Genomic DNA, 20,230 nt, shown 5'->3' with positions numbered 1-20,230 from the left:
AATCCAATTGAACAACAAACTCATTGCAGTATCAGTACTTTGGCTAAGCACCTCTGCTTGCCATACCTACGCGTCACAGTGCGCAGAAAATTTTTCTGTAGAAGGTAATTTTTTAAAGGGCAAAACTTTTAAAACATGGGAAGAAATCGCCAGCCTAAATTCCCAGGACGCTTTCAAGAAGATCTATCAACATATCGCTCAAGATGGCTGGAAAATTACTAACGCTGATGAGAAGCTAGGCATTATCTCTGCAAGCCAAGACGTATCATTTGGGGAAGGAAAAACTGCCCCACTCAACATAGTTTTGGAAGAAAATGGCTCATATAGTAGGGTATCCATCAGCTATTCGATTTCAGGAGGGGTATCGTCACCCAAGAAAGCAGTTCTAAAAAGCTTTTGCGATACTATCGCAGCTGCAAAGAAACCATAAAAAAAAGGGCACCATAATAAGTTGAAAGTCACTTTCTTGTTTGAAGCATGAGCCCACATCAGAAAACTAAGGGGTACGTAGATAGATAGTACCAATGTTACTTCCATTGCGAATAGGCTGGCCCGGGCGGCTTCGCTCAGTTAGCTTGCAAATGGTGACTATCCAATAATTTAGTAGCAGTAAATTGTCCGCGAACACTAATGCGCGTTGCCATATATCAGGCGTTCTGAGTAAACAGACTTAACACACACTAAAACCCCATGTTCGATGAATAGCTGGAGTGCATCTTCGATTTTGATGGCGTATTATCTAGTAGTGCTCAACTCCAGCTATAACACTCTGCGACAATTGCTAAGCCACTGGATGTTTTCACTGCCATGACGGACAACCAACTTTTACCCTTACAAGGCCGCTATGTGGTGCTTATCTGGCTCTTGCCATGGTTCTATCTACCCGGCCTTGAGTTATTAGACGAGCTGATTTGGCAGGCAGGCGGCGCCGACTATTGGTTTGATGTACTCTATTACTACCTCTATGCCGCGCTGGTGGTTTTACTGCTGGGCCTGTTGGTTGTTTGGCATAAACTGCCACTCCAAGTTTTTTTCTCACCACCAACCGCAGGCCAGTTTCCACAGGCGCTGGCGCTGACTGGCTTTAGTTTTTTCTTTTCCATGGCGGCAGCCTACGCCCTGTTCTACCCGCTCTCCTTTGTGGTGCCAGAATTCGTTAATTACTGGTATATCAACCTGCCGCCTTTGATCATCCATGACCAGGGCAGTTATCCCCTACTGGCCAATTTGCTAAGCGTAATTTCTCTTGCGGTTATTGCTCCGGTGACAGAAGAGTTTGCCTTTAGAGGCCTGCTGCTTCATCGCTGGGGCCATAAATACGGTGTATTACCGGCGATTCTATGGTCGTCATTTTTTTTTGGCATCGCCCATCCTGATCCAATTGGCGCTGCTTTTTTTGGCGCAGCCATGTGCCTACTGTATTTGCAAACCAAAACCCTTTGGGTGCCCATTATTTGCCATGCATTAAACAACTTGGTGGTGTGGCTAATCAGTGTCGGTTATGAAATCTGGCTTGGGCCGGAGTATTACTACACCCTTGAGGATTTTCAAAAGGAATGGGTTTGGGGGTTGGGCGCCGGAGTGATTTGTGTTGTGTGGGCAGGCGTTAGGATTATGCGGCCGGGCAAAAAATTCACCCTGGTTTTAGAACTGCCAGGCCAATCACTAGACGGAAATAGCCACACTCCGCCGGCGGAACAGTAATACAATAGATACAATGGAAAAACCCCCCAGGGTTAACCACGGCCAGCGTTGATAAATGGTGGTGGGTGGATTAGCGGAATAAGGCACTTCAACTAAATAACCGGCAATTTCCTTAGCGCTGGTTTGCAATAAAATTTGGCCACTGGCTGCCACTACCCCGCCCAGACCGTTATTCATAGCGTGGATAAGGGGGCGACGGTTTTCCACGCTGCGCAACACCGATGCGCCCATGTGTTGATAGGGCACGCGGCTATCACCGAACCAACTGTTGTTGGACTGTACAGTAATGATATTACCGCCGCTGGCAGCCACGGAGCGCGCCACAAAGCGCGGCAAAATGACCTCGTAACAAATCAGTGGCGTCAGTGCCAGCGGGCCCAGTTGAAAACGCGCGGGCCCTGGGCCGGGCTGGTAATCACCGAAAAAATCCCCTAAATAATTCAACACCACCGCCTTTACTCCAGGCAGTTGATCGAGCCCTGGCAAGTATTCAGCCACGGCTATACGCTGCACTTTTTGGTATTTGCCGGTTTCCTGGCCCTGGGCATCCAGCAAGGTAATGGTGCTGAATTTCTGATAACCATCGGGGCCTGGTGTTTTCTCCACCGATTGCAACATCATCGGTGTGGCCAGGGCAGCCACCTGACGCTGATAGGCCAATTTAACCGCGGGCAGATTGTAATATTGCCGGTCGTATTCCGGCCAAACCACCAGTGCCGCGCCCTGTTGCGCTAATTGCTCGGTTAGCGCCATCTCCGGCGGGTAGCTTAAACTGTAGCCCTTGGGCGCGATGGGCGGATTCAGTGAAGGCGGCCCGTTAGCCTGCACCAAGCCAACGGCCAAAACGGCGTTGGCTGCCTGGGGCTTCTGCCAAAAATGTAATTGCACTGCGCCATAGCCAAACCACCCCAGCAGCAAACCGTAGGCTAACCGCCGTTGCCACCCTGCTCGGATGCGTTTGCGCATAAAGCCCTGGGCCAATAACACATTTACCAAGCCGATGATAAAATCCAAACCGCTAACGCCGGTGATGTCCACCCCTTGGATTGCCACCAAAAACGGATGCTGTCCATTACCCAATTGCCAAGGGAACAACACCGGGAACCAAGCAAAAACCAGAGCCAACGCCAACGGAAATAACCAAAGTTCGCACCGAGTTTGCCTTGCCCGGTGCGTAACAATCGCAACTACCACAAATATCAGAGCGCAATAGCACCAGTAGACAGAAGCCATTGCCACGGCACTAACCAAGCGATAATTTTTAAACAGGGTAATAAATTCAGCCATCCAGTAGGTGGACAACCCAAAGGTTAATAACCCGGTAATAAAACCGAACCAGGCCGATTGCCGATAACCCCTGCAACGTTGCAAGCCGACATAAAACGGCACCAAAGCAACCCACCCCAGTAAATGCAGGGATGGAAAAAGCGAGCTTAAAGCGCAACCCAGGGCCGTTAATAGGGGAAAGGTCAACCACCAATGTGCAGCTGCCCTGTGCAGTAACACCGAAGGCCTAGTCACTGGGCATCTACTTCATTGTGGGTTAACCTTTGCATTGAAATCCTTTGTTATTTTTTAAAAGTTTACCGCCAGAGTAGCGACTTATGAGATGCACCTAGATGCATCTAGAAGCATCAGTGGATGTTTATCGCTGGTTGCCTTGAAGCGCAGGTGCTGATTGACTATTGAGGATTACCTGCATAACCTGTCGCTGGCCGGCAAATAGTTGCGCCGCCACATCGGCCCCGAACGCCTCGTCTTGCAGTGCCATTAATTCAGCAAAAGGCGGCGGAGTCTGATCTGCATTGCGGCTTAACCACGCTTGTTCGCGTTTTTTAAATGCGACCAATTGATTTACCAGCGTCACCACTTGCTGGCCCCGCCGTTGGCCAAATTGTTTTTCCAACAAAATAGATATCCGCTGACTTTTGAGCAGGCTATCGGCTGCAACCATTGTTTCAACCAATGCCGACAACGCCGGCTCGGTGCGGTTATCTATTAGCAAACGGCCATCCCGGCTCCAACTCAACTCGCTCCACCCAGCCTCTGCGCGATTAAAATCGAGCTGCGCACTACCGGCAACATCGCCAAGGCGAACAATTTGAGTGATGATGGGCTTTTTCTCTCCGCCAGTCCAAAGTGCCAGCAAGGCAATAACGCACATCAACACCAGCGCCTGTGCCACCGGCAAACCGTTAGTGATTTTGGCATTTGTGTGTGGCGCAAATTTAAATTGCATATTACAACTCATCGTTGATAGCCCCAGTGTGACAGGCATCATGCGTTAGTTAAAACCAGCGCAAGTTTTTTTGCTTCGCCAATAAATTGCTTTCACGAATCGACACTCTTGCGCCCATTTTGTTGCGGCGCATTTTTTAATCATCTACTTTGCCAATCGTTAACTCATTAACTTATTGAAGCAGCGTTAACATTCACAACACCCATTAAAACGAAATAATATAGGGAATATTATGAAATTTCATAAGCAGGTTCTTGTTAGTGGCATAGCAGTTTTAGCCGGCGTTTTTGCATCCAGCGGCACCCTTGCCAGTAGTGGCGGCGGTGGCGGTGGCAGCACCACCTGTAGTGTGGATCGCGAGTCCGCACTGGGCTCGGTTTTTTATGTGCCTAGTGGCGGCAGCGGCACCTACAATATTTTGGGCTGGGGCAACGGCACCGGCGGCACCTCCAGCACCTACCGAGGCTTGTTGGAATCCGTAGCAGAGCAATGTATTTTGGTAGCCGCAGCCACCACCGCCAACTCCGGTACCGGCAGTGAGGTTGAGGATTCCGTAGAATCAGCGAAATCCCGTTACAGCAGCATCGTTGGCGCAAACCCTAAGGTCTGTACCTCTGGCCATTCACAGGGCGGCGGCGGCTCCTTTAACGCTGCCAATCGCCTGGATGCCGATTGCGTCATTGCGGTTCAGCCCGATACGGTTTACACCACCTCCATTTTTAACCCTGTGGCAAGCAACGTTGATGTAGTGTGTATCTTCAGTACCGGCGACACCCTAGCTCCGGCGCTACCATTTAACTCTGGCAACTGCCGCCGCAATGCAACCAACTACACCGAGGAGCTTACCTCTGGTTCTCATTTCACCCCCACCACCGGTGACGGTGGTGCCGTGGGCGATGCCATGCGCGAATATACCCAGCGCTGGTTAGCGAATTAGTTGTAATTTCCGCGTCCACACCAACGCGTGGCGACAGGGCGCTGCCAAATTCGATGACACAAGTCATCGAATTTGCGCCACAGGTAAACTATCTTTAAAACGCTTTGATTGATAAAGAACGTAAACAATAAAAATGAGCACATCAAACAACTTCGAGTTAAAACGACTATTAAACCTTCCCGCTCTAATCTTTGCCGTTTTCAGCTGCGGACAAATAGCCTATGGGCAAAACGAACAACAGTTTAAATCTCTAGAAGAGCGGTTCAGTTACGCCTATGGTGTAGACTTGGCCAACAAGTTTAAAGCCGAAGGTATAACCCTGGATGTGGTTCTGCTCGCCTCGGCCATGCAAGCGGTATTCGACGATGCTCAGCCAGCCCTGAAAACCGGTGAGGTACAGGCCACCCTACAGGCCTACCAGCAAGTGTACACCCACAAGAAAGAAGCCGATTGGGCCGCCGCCGGCGTAAAAAATTCTGAACAGGGCGAAACGTTTTTGCGTAACAACGCACAACAGCCCGGAATAAAGGTAACCGACACCGGCCTGCAATATAAAATCATAGAAACCGGAACAGGCCAACAGCATCCCGCCCCCACCGATGAGGTGTTGGTGCATTACACCGCCCGTTTTGTGAATAACACCGAATTCGAAAGTACCCATAGCCGCAATACGCCCTACCAAGTTAAGGTGAAGCAATTGATTCCCGGTTGGTCTGAGGCGTTGCAATTAATGACCAAAGGCGCACGCTGGGAGCTCTATATTCCACCGAGCATCGCCTACGGCGAACGCGGTTCAGGTGATTTTGTTGGCCCCAACGCGGTATTAATATTCGATGTAGAACTGCTGGATATTTTGTAAAAGAGCAAGCCCAATGAAAACGACCTATCAGCCGATACTCCTCACCGGGCTAGCCCTGGCCAGCCTGACAGCGGGCACATTTTTTTGGCGACAATCGGCGCAGCCAACACCGCCTCAAGTGATGCACACGGCCACTGAAGCCATGGAAAACAAACCCGCCACTAAACGGGTACGCCTAGCATCATTGATGCAAGGCCAGTTAAACCCAAGCTACCAAGCCGGGCAATCGACCCGGGCAACCACTTCCGAAGCCAGTGAGTTCACAAGCTTTGGGTTTAGCCTCAGCCGTATTTATCAAGCCATAGGTGAAATCGAGATTGAGGGCGACGCCCTGGTGATCGACAACAACGCCAAATATCTACTGGAGCAATCGGTGGTGCAATTGGGGTTAGACCTCAGCGATGACAACCTAAAAGAGTTAACGGCTCTGTTGGTGGGCACTCTGCCAGAACCCTTCGGCGCCCAGGCGGGCTCTCTGCTGAGAAATTTTTACGATTATAAGCGGGCCGAAAAACAGTACTTATCAGCAGCACCCAAAGCTGACGAATTACAGGTTGAACCCCTGGCGCAACTGCGGCGCCAACACCTGGGCGGTGAGTTGGCCAACCAGTTGTACGGCAACGAAGAAGCCCTGGTACGCTTTTACGCCAAGGCACAACAAATCCACCAACAACCGGACACCAACCAACAACAAATGGCGCAGCAAACCGACCGGCTGAAAGAAGACCTTGCCGCCGGTTATTTGCACTTGGGTGCACCGGATAACCCAGGCATTGCCTATATTAAGAACCAAGCCTATACGCTGCGGGAGCAAGGTGCCAGCGATTCGTTTATCAACCATTTGCACGATCAAAACATCACATTTTTTGCAGCGCAAAAAGCCATCACCAATGCAAACAAGAAAAGAGACTTCCAGCAGCGCTTAGCGCGCTTTAACAAAGACAAAAGGGCAATACTCAAAGCAGGCCTAGTGGAGCAGGATAAACTTGAGCAAATTGATCAAATTGCGCAAACGTATTTCAGCGCCCGAGAATTAGACCTAGCCCGCCACTACAAGGCCCAGCCCAATCCAAACCTGTGAAAGCCACATTAAAGCCGCACGTTGAAAGGAATCACCTGTGGCGTCGACGGTGACGCCCACCCAGCCTGCGGTTATACTGCTGGCTATGATTTGTAGTGGCGCGGTGCAGGTTGAATAACACCACCGGGCCGCGCCACGTTAACCAGGGAAAGGCCCCGCACTATGAGCCAAGCACCAGACAATGACTCGAGCATTAGTACCGGGCAGAAAATTGTCTGCACTCTGTGCAGCGTGTTCGCTGTAGTATTTTACTGCATTTTAATCCGCACCAACCAAAGCTTCACAGAGGTATTCGCAACCCTAGACCAAAACGCCCTACCCACGGTAACCAAAATAGCACTGGGTTTGCCTTCGGTACTATGGTGCCTTGTGGTACTAAGTGCAATGCCCTTGGCAATTTGGCTGGCTCCGAAACTAAAAAGCCGAACCAACGTTGTGCTGATTCGGCTTAGTGTGGCTTGCGCTTTGTTGGCGCTGCCGGTAACTCTGTTTTGCATGGTTGGCTTTTTTGCGCCGACCTTTACCGCCTAACTACCCTTATATCGCCTATCAACTATCTAGCCGCTAACAAATAGTTGTTACCACAACTACTTACCCAGCATACCCTTGATGGCCGAGGATATGTCCGCCGGGAATACCACGTGTTTGCTGTTTTGTGATACCGCCAACTCCTCCAGCGCTTTGACGTATTTCTCCCCCAGTAGATACACTACGGGCATTTCTTTTTCACCGATGGCTGTGCTTACCATCTCAATGGCTTGCTGACTGGCCTTGGCCAACACAACCTGGGCTTCACCATCGCGCCGGGATGCTTCCAACCGACCTTCGGCCTCTAGAATAGCGGCTTGTTTATCACCGTCGGCCCTAGTTACCGTGGCACGGCGCGCCCTCTCTGCGGCGGCTTGCTCTTCCATGGCCTGCTGCATAGTCCCCGAGGGGTTAATATCCTGAATTTCAACGGTTTTTAGTGTGATACCCCAGTCCGAGATATCATCAGAGATAGCGTTTTTGAGGTGGGCTTTTATTTTATCGCGCGAGGATAGAGCATCGTCCAAATCCATTTCACCGATAATGGATCGCAACGAGGTTTGCACCAGGGTTTGGATGGCAATTTGGTAATCTTCCACACCGTATACGGCTTTCTCTGGCGAAATAATATTGATGTAAGCCACAGCATTGGCAATGATTACGGCGTTATCCCGCGTGATAACTTCTTGGGATGGAATATCCAACACAATATCTTTGGTGGTGACTTTATAAGCCACTTGATCCACATAGGGGATCAAGATATTCAACCCCGGGTTTAACGTGGTGTGGTATTTACCCAACCGTTGCACCACCCATTTATGGCCCTGTGGCACCAACCGTACGCCCTTGGCGACGGTCACCAAAACCAACACAAAAATGGCAATAACTACGTATAAACCATCCATCCCTAACCCCGAAACTTCGCCCATAACATTGATCTCCTTTTTGTTTTAAATTGCTTCCACAACCAGCGCATTACCGGCGACATCAATCACCCGCACTCGGTCGCCCTCGCGCACGCAGTCCTGGGTGATCACCGCCCATTCGGCTTCACCTAAAATTGGCACCGGAAATCGAAGGGTACCACGCCGGTCACCATTGGGAGCGGATATTATTTGACCAACTTCACCAAGAATGGCTTCTTTGGACAAACCGGCTTTGGTTTTATCCACCGACAGGGGCTTCAAAAACTTAAACCAGGCCACGGCAAATAGCACCGAGAGCACCGTCCATAACAGCACTTGGGTGCTTAACGCCAACATGGGCAAAAATAACAGCAACACCCCCATCAAGATGGCGGCAATGCCAAACCATAGGATAAAAAAGGTGGTAATTAACAATTCGCTAAGCACTAGAATTACGCCAAATACCACCCAATGCCAGGGCTGCAAGGCCAATACAGAGTCCATAGGGCTACCCGTCCGTCGTTTAATGCAATTGCATTCAGTCTACCGGCATCGCACCGCCACCGCCATGGCAATGCTCACAAATCAGCCAGATGGGAAACCGGGCCGCAAAAAGGCAAATAGCGCCTATCCTTTTGCGGCGAAATTCGTCATCATCGCTGCCCTTTTCGCCGCGGCCCGCCGCCATTTGAACAAAAAACCAGCAATCCGACAGGCTAGACACTATGTGGTTTAAAAACCTAATTATCTATCGCTTTACGCAACCGTTTGACATCTCCGCTGAAGAGCTGGCCGAAAAGCTGGCCGAGCACCCCTTTAAGCCCTGCGGCAGCCAAGAAATCAGCCGCACCGGCTTTGTGTCACCCATTGGCGAACAGGGCGACCTAGTGCACGCCGCCGGTGGTTACACCATGGTGTGCAGCAAAAAACAGCAGCGCGTACTACCCGCTGCGGCCGTTAATGAAGCTGTGGAAGATAAGGTGAAGGCCATAGAGGCAGATGAAGGCCGCAAGGTTGGCCGCAAAGAGCAGCAACAAATCAAAGAAGAGCTGGTGATAACCATGCTACCCAAGGCCTTCACTCGCTCTAGCCGCCTGTATGCCTACTTTGCCCCCAAAGAAGGCCACTTAATTGTTAACTCCAGCTCGGTTACCGCCGCCGAAGAACTGCTGGTTAACTTGCGCGAAGCCCTGGGCAGCTTACCCGTGGTGCCCGCTGCCAGTAAGAGCATTCCGCAACAGGTGATGACCAATTGGTTAAAACACCAGGAGACCGACTCGGATTTTGTTTTGGGACAGGAATGCGAGTTACGCGACCCCGGTGAAGATGGCGGTATTATTCGTTGCAAAAACCAAGATTTAAGTGCAGAGAACATCATCAACCATCTGCAAGAAGGCATGCTGGTGAGCAAACTGGCCATCATCTCCAGCGCCGGTATTGAGTGTATTGTGGACGAAAACCTAACCGTTAAACGGCTCAAGTTTGGCGATATGATTCAAGAAAAAGCCGATGCCGAAGAGCCCGATACCGCGGCCCAACAATTCGATGTGGATTTCACCATTATGACCTTGGAGCTGGCCAACTTTATTCGAAGTTTGTACGCACTATTTGGCGGTGAGGATACCAACTACGCCATTTAATGTTCGCTAATTCTTATTGCGCAGGTCATATAGATTATTCATCTATTGAGCCAATTATGGCCTGCGCTGTTTTAACCCCCTCCCTGCGTTAAACAAAACCCTCCCGCCTGTTAAATAAAATCATTAAATTTCTGCCCGTGCGCGAGTTTTATGGTTTGCAGCCTGTTTAAGCCTTATTATCAATTAACAGCCCTACCTGCACTCGCTTAAAAAAAGGCCGGCAAAACAATAATAAGGTTCAATCCAATGTATAAAATACTGATTTTTTTGAAACGCAAACCAGGCACCAGCGTGGCGGAATTTCGAAACTATTACGAAACCACCCACGCCAAATTAGCGTTACAATATTCCCAAGGTGTAGACCGTTACCTACGCCGATACATCGATGTACTGCCCAACGCCGAAACCGGGGCAGTAACCGAACCCGAATTCGATGTGATTACCGAGCTGTGGTTTAAGGACGAAACTATTTACCACAACACGGTGCAGTATTTGTCCAGTCATACCATGCCGCAAGCGATTATCGACGATGAAGAACGATTTTTAGATCGTGGCAAAAGCAAAATAGCCACGGTGGAAGAAGTGGAATACTAAGCCGATAATGCCGTCTGGTTAAAGAGACTCCCGCGTGACAGATATTCATCTAGGCCTACCCTTACCCCGCCGCGTTTACGCAATTATTGCCGTTTTTTGTGGCTCTATGGTGTTATCCATGGATATTGCCATCGCCGCCGTGGTATTACCCACCATCGCCGAGCAGCTCAATATCAGCGATGCCAAAGCGGTAATATTTGTTACGCTCTACCAACTTATTTTGGCCATGACTCTGCTGCCACTATCGGCCCTGGCCAACCGCCTGGGTATGCGCAAGCTGTATTGCCTGGGATTATTGCTGCACGCCGCCGGCGGCCTACTGATTTTAACCACCGAGTCATATACCGCCGCATTAATGGCCCGTTCTTTACAGGCCATTGGCACAGCAGCCGGCTTGAGCGTCGCCATAGGCTTGGTACGCTATATTTATCCCAGCCAACATTTGGGCAAGGGCATGTCGCTAAATACCGTGGCCAATGCCGGTGGCACATCACTGGCCCCGGCCATTGGCGGCTACTTGGCCGCTAGCGTCGATTGGCGCTGGGTGTTTTGCGCCATCGTGCCATTGTCGGCCATCGCCCTGGCCATGTTTAAAACCATTCCCAAACCGGAAATTCACCCAGGCCGATTTGATGGCAAAGGCTCGCTGTTGTGTGCTCTGTCTATCGGCGCCATTATTATCGGAGTGGAACTGGCGGTACACGGAGGCCAGGTGCTAGCCGGCGCGCTCACCGCTGCGCTCGGCTTAGCCGTAGGCTATTGGTTTGTGCGCCACGAACTGGCCGTGGAAAACCCTGTGCTTCCGCTGGATATGCTGGCCAACCCCAAATTGTCTCTTGCCCTGCTGGCCAATTTCTTAGCCACCTTAGCCGGTATGCTGATCATTCTGTACTTGCCGTTTTATTTGCAAAACAGCCTTGGCTACGGCCCGTCTCAGGTGGGTTCCGTATTAGCTATTTACGCCACAGCTAGCTTGTTATTTGCCCCTACTTCTGGCTATTTATCCGATAAAGTTTCCATAGAGCTTCTGTGCAGCCTTGGAATGCTGGTATCGCTGGTGGGCTTGTGCTTAATGATATTTGCCCCGCAGGAAATGTCTCTGGCCAACATTACCTGGCGGCTTTGGCTAATCGGCGCCGGTGTAGGGATGTTCTTTTCGCCCAACGCTCGCATGATCATCGGCAGCGTTGCCCTCGCACGCTCCGCGGCGGCGGCCAGTTTAATTACCACCGGCCGCACCCTGGGGCAAACCGCCGGCGCCAGTTGCGTTGCAGTGTTGTTGGTGTTGCAATTGAGTGGCGGGCCGGCCCCGTTTATATTGGCCGCGGTGCTGGTGGTGGCGACGCTGATTATTACACTAACGCGCCCGCGTTAGTTTTGCCCCTGTCCAAACGCTTCTCTTTTAAACGCTATCTACGAGAACGGCGTCTGCGCGGTGCCGCACCGCTGGCCTTCACTGGCCACCACGGAATCACTTAGACAGGTCGATTGATGTCGTCCGGAAAATTGTAAAGCTTACGTTTTTTTGCAAAACCCACCCATATTGCCTCGCCAATTCTAACTGCTTTAACCAAATTAAATGGCAGCGCCGGCGATTTGCCGCTATGGCACACGGCTTGCGTTATTAACTACAACGGCGGCAGCTTACCTGCGGGAGTGTCGCCAACAAATAACGCTCAGCAATGTAAGGAGAAACCACAATGAACTCCGCAACTTTTATCAGTGATATTAAACAGATTCGCGCCAACGCTCGCCAACACATTGAAGACGGCGCCGTCACCGCCGGGTATGAACTGGACCGAGACAGCGTAATTAACATGCTAAATGGCGCCCTGGCCACGGAAATTATTTGTACCCTAAGATACAAGCAGCACTATTACATGTGCGACGGTTTTAACGCCCAGGCCGCCGCCGACGAATTTTTAGAGCACGCCAACCAAGAGCAAGAGCATGCCGATAAATTGGCTGAGCGCATCGCGCAACTGGGGGGCACGCCAGATATGGACCCGGCACATCTTAGCGATAACGCGCACTCGGAATACGTACCTGCCACCAGCGTGGACGAGATGATTAAAGAAAACCTTATAGCCGAGCGAATCGCCATCGACAGCTATCGTGAGATGATTGATTATTTGGGTGAGAAAGACTCCACCACACGGCGAATTATTGAAGAAATTCTTGCCGTGGAAGAGGAACACGCCGACGACCTCGCTGCACTGCTTCAAGCGGCCTAGTTAACGTACGTGATTTATAAAAAATAACCTAGATTTAAACAACAACCATAAAAAACCGGGATGCCCCGGTTTTTTTAATAGTTGTTTAACCAGCGACACTTGCTAGAACTGATAGCGAATGCCCAAATCCACCGAGCGCCCCCGCCCGGGCAGCGCAGCAAAGCTTTGCGTTTGGTCGCTGGCAATCCACCCAGACAGATAAACCCCGCCTAACGGCTCCTGGTATTGCTCACCTAACAGATTGCTAACACCGGCACTGAGTGAAAACTGGTTCCACTGCAATTGGCTGGTGAGATTCAATACCGAATATTCATCGGTGGTGTTTGCCAAGCGCAGTTCATCCACCCGAGACTTTTCATCCACCCACTGCCACTGCAAGGTGTTGCTCCATTGCTTGTACTGGTGCACCAAGCTCAGCGACGTGTTTAACGGCATGATGTGATACAAATTGTTGTCGCTGTCGGTGTTTTTGCCTCGGGTGACATCAGCACTAAACGACAGACTGAGCTCGTGATCATTTCGGCTGAGCACACGCTGCTTACCGCGTAATTCTACTCCCCAGAGTTCAGCTTCTACATTGGTAAACTGCAATTGTGGCCGCGATACCATCATGGCCATACGCGGGTTGAAGCTACCAACTTGCACGGCATCAATATAGTTATCCACGTGGGTATAGTAAGGTGCCAGACTGAACTCTTGGCCGTCGCCTTGCCAGGTAAATGTTGCCGCCGCCGTGGTCGCCACCTCGGGCTTGAGATTTGGATCGCCCACGTAGCCATTACCGTCGCCGTACCAGCCGATCATGGCCATGCTCATGGTGCCTCGACCCCAGGAATAGCGCTCGTACAAGCTGGGAGAGCGTGTTTTCTGGGCTATGCCGAATTCCAGTTGCGTCTGCGCGTTAATTTGATACTTGGCCAGGAGCGTTATGTCCAGGTTGTCGTCTTTGCGTTGGTGACCAATGGCATTGAACGCCATGGCGGCGGCTGCATCGGCGTTGCCCATGCCAGCCATGCCACCCATGCCTCCCATCCCCGAGCTCATGGTGTTATAGGGCTGCACACCGCCCGTATCGCTCACCAAATGCTCGTAACGCAGCCCCATTTGCAGTTGCCACTGCTCATTCAGCACTTGGTCTAGTTCGGCGTAAAGGGCCAGTCTATCGCGTTGGCCATCGTTGATATTGATGTAGTCCATGGGCCCCATCATCATCGAGCCCGCCACCGCAGGCCAGTAGTCGTCCAACTCAAAGCGGTGGAATTCATGGCCCAAACGCAGAGTGGCGTCGTCGCCCACGGGCAGCGCCAAGGCCAGTTTATAGCCGATATCCCGCCCCTCGGTCACCATGGGCATGGTGCCGGGCTTTTCGTCGGTGAAAAAACCCATTTCATGGTCAACATCTTGCCAGTTGGCGCTGGCATTTAGTCGGCCCCAGGCAAAATCTCGTTGGTAACGCAGATTAATCCCGTTACTGGTGTTGCCCACCATATCCATATATTGGTTGGGGAAGCCCTGGTGGGGCACCTCTTGGTGGGTAAGCTTGGCGCTGAGCTCTTGGTTCTCGCCCTGCCAACCCAGGGTCAGATTGTGACTTTGCGATTCGTACAGGGTATCCAGCACTGTATTGCCATCACCATCACGATAGCTTTCGGCCTTGTCCCAGGAGCCACTGTAGGTAAGGCTTAGGGTTTGATTGGCCAGCACGGCCTGCAGAGATACACCATCGTTGCGCGAGTTGCTGCGGTAAAAGTAGCCCGCAGAGCCGGTGGTCAGCAGTTTATCGGCGGATTCCGCGTAGCGCGTAGGCTCGGACTCCACAACAATGGTGCCGGCGATGCTATCACCGCCCATACTCACGGGTGTTAACCCAGCCAAAACCTCTACGCTGCTGACGCGGCTGGCATCAATGTACGATAACGCCGGGTTCATGTGGTTACCGCAGGCAGACGTGGACTCTGCGCCATCCACCACCAGCTTTACACGTTCGTCGTTGAGACCACGCAAAATCGGTAAACTGGAGATACCCCCGGCGTTGGAAAACTCCACCCCCTGTTCTGCCAACAGCTGCGCCGCATCACCGGTTGTGGCTTTACTCTGGTACGCCTTACCCTTCACTTCAACCTGCTCAATGGCTTGTGCGGTTGCATCGGCCAGCGCCCAAGGCGCCGCCAGCGATAGCGCCACGCCAAAACCCGCGATGGCACAAAGCAATGTCTTACTGTTGGCGCAAGGATTGCTTTTACCCTGCGTAGGAGTTCCAGTTTGCACTGCCTCAGTTTGCACAAGCAATGGGGCGCGAGCGGGTTCGGTGATCGGTGGTTTACTGGTTTGGGTTTTCATAGATGTCCAAAGTAACCTCTAAAAAGTAACCTTTTAAAAGTAATCATTTATTTATCAATTTATCGCAGTGTTCCGGGGAAATGAGCCAAAGGCGGTACCGGTACCAAGAATCAGCTTCAGCGCGGCATAATACTGCAATTTAGTATCAACAACCGCTAATGGTTCACAAGTTAAACCAAAAGCTTCTCGCGCCTCTGACTGGGATCAAAACGGAACAAAGTGACTTTAATATAGACTAATATTCAGCGAAAAATAGAAGGACTTACCATGAAACGCGCCATCTCCCCCACAGCCAAACCCACGCTTATTCTGGCCCAAACCCTTATCGCCATCACCCTAACGTTATTCACAGCTCTGAGCACTGCGCAGACTAGCAAGCGGTGGTTAGAAAGCGGCGAGCTCAAAGGCGAAATTGGCCAGGAAGAGACCACACTGGGCGTAAAAGTACACAGTGTGGAAGAAGATGAAAACGGCGTAAAAATATCGGTGTCCGTGCCGGCAGAAATTGCCGACGGCAGCAATGGCCAACTGGAAGAAGTGGTTGTTTACGGGAAAAAAATCACCGATACCGAGCCACGCCCAGAACTGCAGCAAATTAAACAGTACGAAATGGTCAACGACCTAGAGAACGGCCGTAGCGGTTTAGTGATTTACCTCGGTAGAAAAGAGGACTTCGCCCTGCGCTTAAACTACACCGACGACACCAAAGACCCGCTGGCCGTTCCCCCATCGCAATAACCTAAACCCGTGCAGAAACCCCCTGCACGAGCTGTAAGCAAGAGCCTGAATGATGAAAGCATTATTTGTTATAGCACTGCTGGCCAGCCTCACCGCCTGTGCCGGCAACACCCAGCAATCACCCATGGATTCCCTGGGCGATGACCCTGTAGCTAAGGTTATTGATCGCGGCTACAAGCTAGGTGAGGAAGTGAAACGCATCAACAACTATATGATTGACGGCTGGCAGTACGTGAGCGACGACGCCATCATCATCCCTGCCCGGCCCAGCCTAGATTACCTGGTGCTGTTACGCTCACCCTGCCACTCATTGCGCAGCACCAACACCATTGGCTTAACCAGCACCACCGGAAGCGTACTTTCTAACTTCGACGCTATTGTGGTGTTTGACGCACCGCGTTCATTCGAAGAAAAATGCTTCATCGATACCATGTACACCTTAGAAAAAGATGATTCAAAGGAATAGACTTAAAAGCGCTAGCTGACCGGCACTAACTGCGAGCCAGACTCCGGGGGTTGCACCACTACTCGATTACGCCCCTCGGATTTGGCTTGGTACAACAACTCGTCGGCTCTATTCAGTAACAGCTCGTGGTGATCTATTGGGCTCGGTGTTTCGCAACACACACCAATGCTAACCGACACTTGCGCGTGATCCTCATGGAAACAAAAGTCATAGTTCTCGAAATTACGGCGTATTTTTTCAGCCACAATGGTGGCGTTTTTTAAACTGGTATCGGGCAACACCACCACGAATTCTTCCCCACCGTAGCGTGCGCAGACATCTGGTGGCCGGTGGGTGTTGGCGTGCAGAATAGACCCTGCCGCTTGCAAACAGAAATCGCCGAATTGATGGCCGTAGTGATCGTTGATTAGTTTAAAGTGGTCTATATCGATCATTAAAATGGAAATCGGTTTTTGATTGGCGCGAGCCTGCTCGTATTCTTTTATCAGTGATTCGTTCAAATAGCGCCGGTTATGCATACCGGTTAACTCATCCTGATTGCTTAAGCGCAGCAGTTGTAAGTTAAGGCTTTCTAATTCTCGGGTGCGCTGCTCCACCAGCACATCCAAATCCTCGTTGCGCTTAATTTGAGAATCCAACAGCGCTTTTTGCGCCTTTGCCGATTCTCTCTGGGCTTGCTCTCTCAGTCGCCGCTCGGTTGTTACAATGCCGGCCAAGCCAATAGAGAACAACATCAATTCAAACGCCGAGCACCATTTCATAACCTCCGGCGCCAAATGGTACAAAGGGATCACCTTTTGCGACGTTACCGCGGTAAAAATAACGCTGCCAATCACCGCCCCCTGGCCAATGGTGTAATAAATCGCTGGCGTAAAACCTTGAAACACTCTGCTGATGGCTACAAAAATCACAGATAGCGCGGTCACACCCGTGAACACCACCGTGAGTTTAGCCGCCGTTGCCACAGAAACCCACCACAGGCATGGAATAACCAGCAGGTTTAACCACACCAACAGTTTTAACACCGAGTGAAAGCGAGGAAAGCTCTCCTTGGTTTTTAAAAACTCCATACCAAACAGCGGCACGAGCACCGCAGAGGTAAAACTCCAAAGATAGATATTCATTTGTTGAAACTGAATACTCTCTGGCCAAAAACGATAGGTGAGCCCGGCCATGCCGGTGTTAAACATCATGATGCTGAACACCATTAACACGTAAAAACCATGAGCCCGGCTGCGAATAATTAAAAACAGTATAAGGTTATAAACGCCTAGCCCAACCGAAATACCAACATAAATGCCATTCAACATATCCTCTTTAGAGCTGTTTTCGACAAAGGCTTTTTCGGTTTGTAATCGTAGTGGTATTGGCAAGGAGCTGGAGGAAGCCACTCGGACAAAAAGCGTGGCAGAACCGTGTTTAGCTAATGAAAAAGGAAACACATAGTCACTCACCGCGAACAACCGTTGATGAAACGGCAGCATATCGCCTTCCTTCAGCTGAACGATATCATCCCCGGCCACCCGGTAAAAATCCACGGAATCTAATAGTGGGTATTTTAACGTCAGATAAAATCGATCTTCTAAGGCGGAGATGTCGCTGGCAGGTAAACGGTTGGACACCGAAAATCGCAACCAAAAAGCACTGGTGCTATAACCCAACTGTAGGTGTTCGTCGTTAATAGCGGTAAACCCATCGTTTGAATTTAGCGCTAATATATCGGGCAACGTCAGCTCACCCGACACATCTTCCAAAATGGACATATAACGCGACAGGTTCACGGACTGAGAATCGTTATCAAGCACAACGCTGGCGTGAGCCGAAACGCCAGCCATAAGCATTAGCAACGCTGCCCAAAACGTTCCTGCTGCCCAGCAGGCGCATTTCTCATTTGCAAATCGAACGTTTTGGAACTGCCCCACCGATATCGAGCCACCGTTGCGCTAGAAAGAAAATCACATAGTGGCTTAGTATAGACCGGCTAAGCCCAACCGGCAGGTAAGTACATCAAGGCTTTATCCTTTAGACCTTATTTTTGCCGAGGTTTTACAAAGAAATAGACACGGAACTCAACACAGAACTTGGCGTCCATAATATTAGAATCGTTGTTGAGTAGATAAATGGAACCCAATTGTCTAGAACCTAACGATAAATCTCGGTGATTCCCGCAATTCAAACCCGCACACAATAATACCTATTAGGTATTGTTCTAAAGCAAATCGGTATTGGTTTTGATGACAGTAAATCGTAATGCTGTTGATTTACACTGTAGAGGTTTTTATGCAAATTCGTTTGACCGGTAAAACGGCAATAGTAACTGGCTCTTCCGGCGGCATCGGTTTAGCCATTGGTAAAGCGCTGGCTTTGGCGGGCGCCTCGGTGGTACTGACTGGCCGGAATGAAAAGACGTTGCAACAGCAAGTGGACGCCATCACTGCAGAGCACAGCCAGTGCCAAATCCGCTACCACGCCGTGGATTTAAGTACCGCCGACGGCTGCCAGGAGCTTACCGCCCGTGAGCCGAAGGCCGATATCTTGGTGAACAATCTCGGTATCTACGGCGCCAAACCTTTCTTCGAACTTACCGACGACGATTGGTTGACCATTTTTCACATTAATGTTCTTAGCGCCATCCGCTTGGCAAAACACTATGCCCAAGGCATGAAAGACAACGGATGGGGCCGTATCGAATTTATCTCCAGCGAGTCCGCCATTAATATTCCCAGCGATATGGTGCACTACGGTGTCAGTAAGGCGGCACTGCAGGCTGCGGCCCGAGGGCTGGCCAAGGTTCTGGCTGGTAGCGGAGTGACGGTAAATTCCATCCTCCCCGGCCCGACGCTCACCGAGGGCACCGAAACCTTTATTGGAAAAATGGCCGAGGAGCGAGGCGTCACTCTAGAAGAAATGCAGACGCTATTTCTGAATGAGAACCGACCATCAACCTTGATGACCCGGTTTGCCCGCCCTGAGGAAGTGGCCAACCTTTGTGTTTACGTTGCGTCTGAACAAGCCAGCTACACCACCGGTGCGGCACTGAGGGTAGAAGGCGGCATTGTAGAAACGAGCTTTTAGCGCTTATATACAGAGCGTTCTTCGCTGTAGCTTGTTATGAAAGCAATCTGGCCAGACGCGCGCCAGATGCTCGCTAACGAGCATCCAACCCCTGCTTATGGCTGGGGATTCGCAGCCGCAGACTGTTTTGCAGATAGGCCACGGTTTTGTACTGGCCAGCTAAAATCAGCAGCTCTATCAGCTCTTTATCGCTAAAGCTGCGCTCTAGTGTCGCCCAGGTTGGGTCACTCACCATGGAATCAAAATGTAATTCCTCCATGGCCCTGAGCAACGCGGCGTCTCGCTCACCCCAAGCCGACGCCTGGGATCCCTCTATAATCCATTCTATTTCCTGCGCGCTGACGCCGTTGCGCTTGGCAATTACCACGTGGGAGCCCCATTCAAACGGCGCTTGGGACAGCCAACCGATGCGCAGGATAGCTAACTCACGATCACGCACACAGAGTTCGCCATCGGATAAGTAGATTTTACTGACCTCTAGATGGGCGCAGTACAGCTTGGAGTGACGGATTAGAATCTCCAAAGAATCCAGATCTTCCCGGGGTTTGCGCACGCCATCCACCACAACCATGCTGATCTCATCCAATACAGCCTGCTGGCTAGGGCTGCGTTGGTCTTCGGGCAGAGGCGGCAGGCGTGGCGACGCGCCTAGAATGTATTGGTGACGCTGGGCTATGGCATCCGGGTCGTTATTGGGGGCGCTTACCTGCGCATCTTGGGTCTTGGCCATGGTGTTGTTCTATTAGCTGTAATTGAATTGACAGCCAATGAGTATATATTTGCGTCTGCCACGGAGTTAGGCCCCCACCGGACAAATGGCCGGTAGGCGTAACAGATTAATGGGCAATTCAGGTTGCCCAGAGTACATATGAGAGTACATATGCAAGGCG

The 20,230-nt window shown here is 51.0% G+C and carries 20 protein-coding genes; 13 read left to right on the top strand and 7 right to left on the bottom strand.

The annotated features are described in order from the left end of the window. Window positions 1-7 precede the first annotated feature (7 nt). Together ACGHM3_RS05075 and ACGHM3_RS05070 are read left to right on the top strand one after the other, a co-directional pair. On the top strand, window positions 8-430 hold the full coding sequence (locus tag ACGHM3_RS05075) for a hypothetical protein (protein ID WP_345427693.1): 423 nt from the start codon (window positions 8-10) through the stop codon (window positions 428-430). A gap of 377 nt (window positions 431-807) precedes the next feature. Continuing rightward, entirely contained in the window at window positions 808-1,704 is an 897-nt protein-coding gene (locus ACGHM3_RS05070) for a CPBP family intramembrane glutamic endopeptidase (protein ID WP_345427694.1), read from the top strand. On the opposite strand, the gene lnt is transcribed toward ACGHM3_RS05070, so the two are convergent. Together lnt and ACGHM3_RS05060 are read right to left on the bottom strand one after the other, a co-directional pair. Further along, window positions 1,666-3,225 carry an apolipoprotein N-acyltransferase gene (gene lnt / locus ACGHM3_RS05065; protein WP_345427695.1) on the bottom strand — a complete coding sequence of 520 codons (1,560 nt, stop codon included), beginning with the start codon at window positions 3,223-3,225 and terminating at the stop codon, window positions 1,666-1,668. The genes ACGHM3_RS05070 and lnt overlap by 39 nt on opposite strands. A 124-nt stretch (window positions 3,226-3,349) precedes the next feature. Beyond that, window positions 3,350-3,943, bottom strand: coding sequence for a hypothetical protein (locus ACGHM3_RS05060; protein ID WP_345427696.1), 594 nt, complete (start codon window positions 3,941-3,943; stop codon window positions 3,350-3,352). A gap of 232 nt (window positions 3,944-4,175) precedes the next feature. Here ACGHM3_RS05060 and ACGHM3_RS05055 point away from each other — a divergent pair, with 232 nt between their 5' ends. The 4 genes from ACGHM3_RS05055 (at window position 4,176) to ACGHM3_RS05040 (ending at window position 7,351) form a co-directional block, all read left to right on the top strand. Continuing rightward, on the top strand, window positions 4,176-4,880 hold the full coding sequence (locus ACGHM3_RS05055) for a hypothetical protein (protein WP_345427698.1): 705 nt from the start codon (window positions 4,176-4,178) through the stop codon (window positions 4,878-4,880). Between the two features lie 133 nt (window positions 4,881-5,013). Next, on the top strand, window positions 5,014-5,739 hold the full coding sequence (locus tag ACGHM3_RS05050; protein WP_345427699.1) for an FKBP-type peptidyl-prolyl cis-trans isomerase: 726 nt from the start codon (window positions 5,014-5,016) through the stop codon (window positions 5,737-5,739). Between the two features lie 13 nt (window positions 5,740-5,752). Further along, window positions 5,753-6,820, top strand: coding sequence for a lipase secretion chaperone (locus tag ACGHM3_RS05045; protein WP_345427700.1), 1,068 nt, complete (start codon window positions 5,753-5,755; stop codon window positions 6,818-6,820). A 162-nt stretch (window positions 6,821-6,982) separates the two neighbouring features. Then, entirely contained in the window at window positions 6,983-7,351 is a 369-nt protein-coding gene (locus tag ACGHM3_RS05040) for a hypothetical protein (RefSeq protein WP_345427701.1), read from the top strand. Between the two features lie 56 nt (window positions 7,352-7,407). Here the strand turns inward: ACGHM3_RS05040 and ACGHM3_RS05035 are convergent, their stop codons facing one another. Together ACGHM3_RS05035 and ACGHM3_RS05030 are read right to left on the bottom strand one after the other, a co-directional pair. Then, window positions 7,408-8,277: a stomatin-like protein gene (locus ACGHM3_RS05035; protein ID WP_345427702.1), complete on the bottom strand. Its 870-nt coding sequence runs from the start codon at window positions 8,275-8,277 to the stop codon at window positions 7,408-7,410. A gap of 21 nt (window positions 8,278-8,298) precedes the next feature. After that, window positions 8,299-8,757: an NfeD family protein gene (locus ACGHM3_RS05030; protein WP_345427703.1), complete on the bottom strand. Its 459-nt coding sequence runs from the start codon at window positions 8,755-8,757 to the stop codon at window positions 8,299-8,301. 221 nt (window positions 8,758-8,978) lie between these two features. On the opposite strand from ACGHM3_RS05030, the gene rdgC reads away from it, so the two are divergent. From rdgC to ACGHM3_RS05010, 4 genes are all read left to right on the top strand, one after another. Continuing rightward, the gene (rdgC, locus tag ACGHM3_RS05025) at window positions 8,979-9,893 is read left to right on the top strand and encodes a recombination-associated protein RdgC (RefSeq protein WP_345427705.1); all 915 of its coding nucleotides are present in this window, start codon (window positions 8,979-8,981) and stop codon (window positions 9,891-9,893) included. Window positions 9,894-10,139: 246 nt separating this feature from the next. After that, window positions 10,140-10,487, top strand: coding sequence for an EthD domain-containing protein (locus ACGHM3_RS05020; RefSeq protein WP_345427706.1), 348 nt, complete (start codon window positions 10,140-10,142; stop codon window positions 10,485-10,487). Between the two features lie 34 nt (window positions 10,488-10,521). Then, the gene (locus ACGHM3_RS05015; RefSeq protein WP_345427707.1) at window positions 10,522-11,862 is read left to right on the top strand and encodes an MFS transporter; all 1,341 of its coding nucleotides are present in this window, start codon (window positions 10,522-10,524) and stop codon (window positions 11,860-11,862) included. A 325-nt stretch (window positions 11,863-12,187) separates the two neighbouring features. Next, complete coding sequence (locus ACGHM3_RS05010; RefSeq protein ID WP_345427708.1) at window positions 12,188-12,721, top strand: ferritin-like domain-containing protein; 534 nt, start codon at window positions 12,188-12,190, stop codon at window positions 12,719-12,721. A 102-nt stretch (window positions 12,722-12,823) separates the two neighbouring features. Here the strand turns inward: ACGHM3_RS05010 and ACGHM3_RS05005 are convergent, their stop codons facing one another. Next, a complete protein-coding gene (locus ACGHM3_RS05005) occupies window positions 12,824-15,061 on the bottom strand; it encodes a TonB-dependent receptor domain-containing protein (RefSeq protein WP_345427709.1) in 2,238 nt (745 codons plus the stop codon). Between the two features lie 267 nt (window positions 15,062-15,328). Between ACGHM3_RS05005 and ACGHM3_RS05000 the strand changes: the two genes are divergently transcribed. Beyond that, window positions 15,329-15,799, top strand: coding sequence for a hypothetical protein (locus ACGHM3_RS05000; RefSeq protein ID WP_345427711.1), 471 nt, complete (start codon window positions 15,329-15,331; stop codon window positions 15,797-15,799). A gap of 49 nt (window positions 15,800-15,848) precedes the next feature. Further along, window positions 15,849-16,265, top strand: a complete 417-nt coding sequence (locus tag ACGHM3_RS04995) for a DUF6491 family protein (protein WP_345427712.1) — start codon at window positions 15,849-15,851, stop codon at window positions 16,263-16,265. Between the two features lie 11 nt (window positions 16,266-16,276). Here ACGHM3_RS04995 and ACGHM3_RS04990 read toward each other — a convergent pair whose 3' ends face one another. Continuing rightward, a complete protein-coding gene (locus tag ACGHM3_RS04990; RefSeq protein WP_345427713.1) occupies window positions 16,277-18,100 on the bottom strand; it encodes a diguanylate cyclase in 1,824 nt (607 codons plus the stop codon). A gap of 445 nt (window positions 18,101-18,545) precedes the next feature. On the opposite strand from ACGHM3_RS04990, the gene ACGHM3_RS04985 reads away from it, so the two are divergent. Next, window positions 18,546-19,340, top strand: coding sequence for an SDR family oxidoreductase (locus ACGHM3_RS04985; RefSeq protein ID WP_345427714.1), 795 nt, complete (start codon window positions 18,546-18,548; stop codon window positions 19,338-19,340). A gap of 73 nt (window positions 19,341-19,413) precedes the next feature. On the opposite strand, the gene ACGHM3_RS04980 is transcribed toward ACGHM3_RS04985, so the two are convergent. After that, a complete protein-coding gene (locus ACGHM3_RS04980; RefSeq protein ID WP_345427715.1) occupies window positions 19,414-20,070 on the bottom strand; it encodes a carboxymuconolactone decarboxylase family protein in 657 nt (218 codons plus the stop codon). Between the last annotated feature and the right edge of the window lie 160 nt (window positions 20,071-20,230).

The sequence above is a fragment of the Halioxenophilus aromaticivorans genome, assembly GCF_042850945.1.
Taxonomy (GTDB): Bacteria; Pseudomonadota; Gammaproteobacteria; order Pseudomonadales; family Cellvibrionaceae; genus Halioxenophilus; species Halioxenophilus aromaticivorans.
The sequence above is the reverse complement of the archived record's forward strand: the minus strand, read 5'-3'. Positions and strand labels throughout refer to the sequence as shown.

Excerpts from the sequence above, each read along its gene's own strand:
- ACGHM3_RS05070 (WP_345427694.1), top strand. The coding sequence starts at position 808 with ATGACGGACAACCAACTTTTACCCTTACAAGGCCGCTATGTGGTGCTT.
- ACGHM3_RS05060 (WP_345427696.1), bottom strand. The coding sequence starts at position 3,943 with ATGCAATTTAAATTTGCGCCACACACAAATGCCAAAATCACTAACGGT.
- ACGHM3_RS05055 (WP_345427698.1), top strand. The coding sequence starts at position 4,176 with ATGAAATTTCATAAGCAGGTTCTTGTTAGTGGCATAGCAGTTTTAGCC.
- ACGHM3_RS05050 (WP_345427699.1), top strand. The coding sequence starts at position 5,014 with ATGAGCACATCAAACAACTTCGAGTTAAAACGACTATTAAACCTTCCC.
- ACGHM3_RS05045 (WP_345427700.1), top strand. The coding sequence starts at position 5,753 with ATGAAAACGACCTATCAGCCGATACTCCTCACCGGGCTAGCCCTGGCC.
- ACGHM3_RS05040 (WP_345427701.1), top strand. The coding sequence starts at position 6,983 with ATGAGCCAAGCACCAGACAATGACTCGAGCATTAGTACCGGGCAGAAA.
- ACGHM3_RS05035 (WP_345427702.1), bottom strand. The coding sequence starts at position 8,277 with ATGGGCGAAGTTTCGGGGTTAGGGATGGATGGTTTATACGTAGTTATT.
- ACGHM3_RS05030 (WP_345427703.1), bottom strand. The coding sequence starts at position 8,757 with ATGGACTCTGTATTGGCCTTGCAGCCCTGGCATTGGGTGGTATTTGGC.
- rdgC (WP_345427705.1), top strand. The coding sequence starts at position 8,979 with ATGTGGTTTAAAAACCTAATTATCTATCGCTTTACGCAACCGTTTGAC.
- ACGHM3_RS05020 (WP_345427706.1), top strand. The coding sequence starts at position 10,140 with ATGTATAAAATACTGATTTTTTTGAAACGCAAACCAGGCACCAGCGTG.
- ACGHM3_RS05010 (WP_345427708.1), top strand. The coding sequence starts at position 12,188 with ATGAACTCCGCAACTTTTATCAGTGATATTAAACAGATTCGCGCCAAC.
- ACGHM3_RS05005 (WP_345427709.1), bottom strand. The coding sequence starts at position 15,061 with ATGAAAACCCAAACCAGTAAACCACCGATCACCGAACCCGCTCGCGCC.
- ACGHM3_RS05000 (WP_345427711.1), top strand. The coding sequence starts at position 15,329 with ATGAAACGCGCCATCTCCCCCACAGCCAAACCCACGCTTATTCTGGCC.
- ACGHM3_RS04995 (WP_345427712.1), top strand. The coding sequence starts at position 15,849 with ATGATGAAAGCATTATTTGTTATAGCACTGCTGGCCAGCCTCACCGCC.
- ACGHM3_RS04990 (WP_345427713.1), bottom strand. The coding sequence starts at position 18,100 with ATGGCTGGCGTTTCGGCTCACGCCAGCGTTGTGCTTGATAACGATTCT.
- ACGHM3_RS04985 (WP_345427714.1), top strand. The coding sequence starts at position 18,546 with ATGCAAATTCGTTTGACCGGTAAAACGGCAATAGTAACTGGCTCTTCC.
- ACGHM3_RS04980 (WP_345427715.1), bottom strand. The coding sequence starts at position 20,070 with ATGGCCAAGACCCAAGATGCGCAGGTAAGCGCCCCCAATAACGACCCG.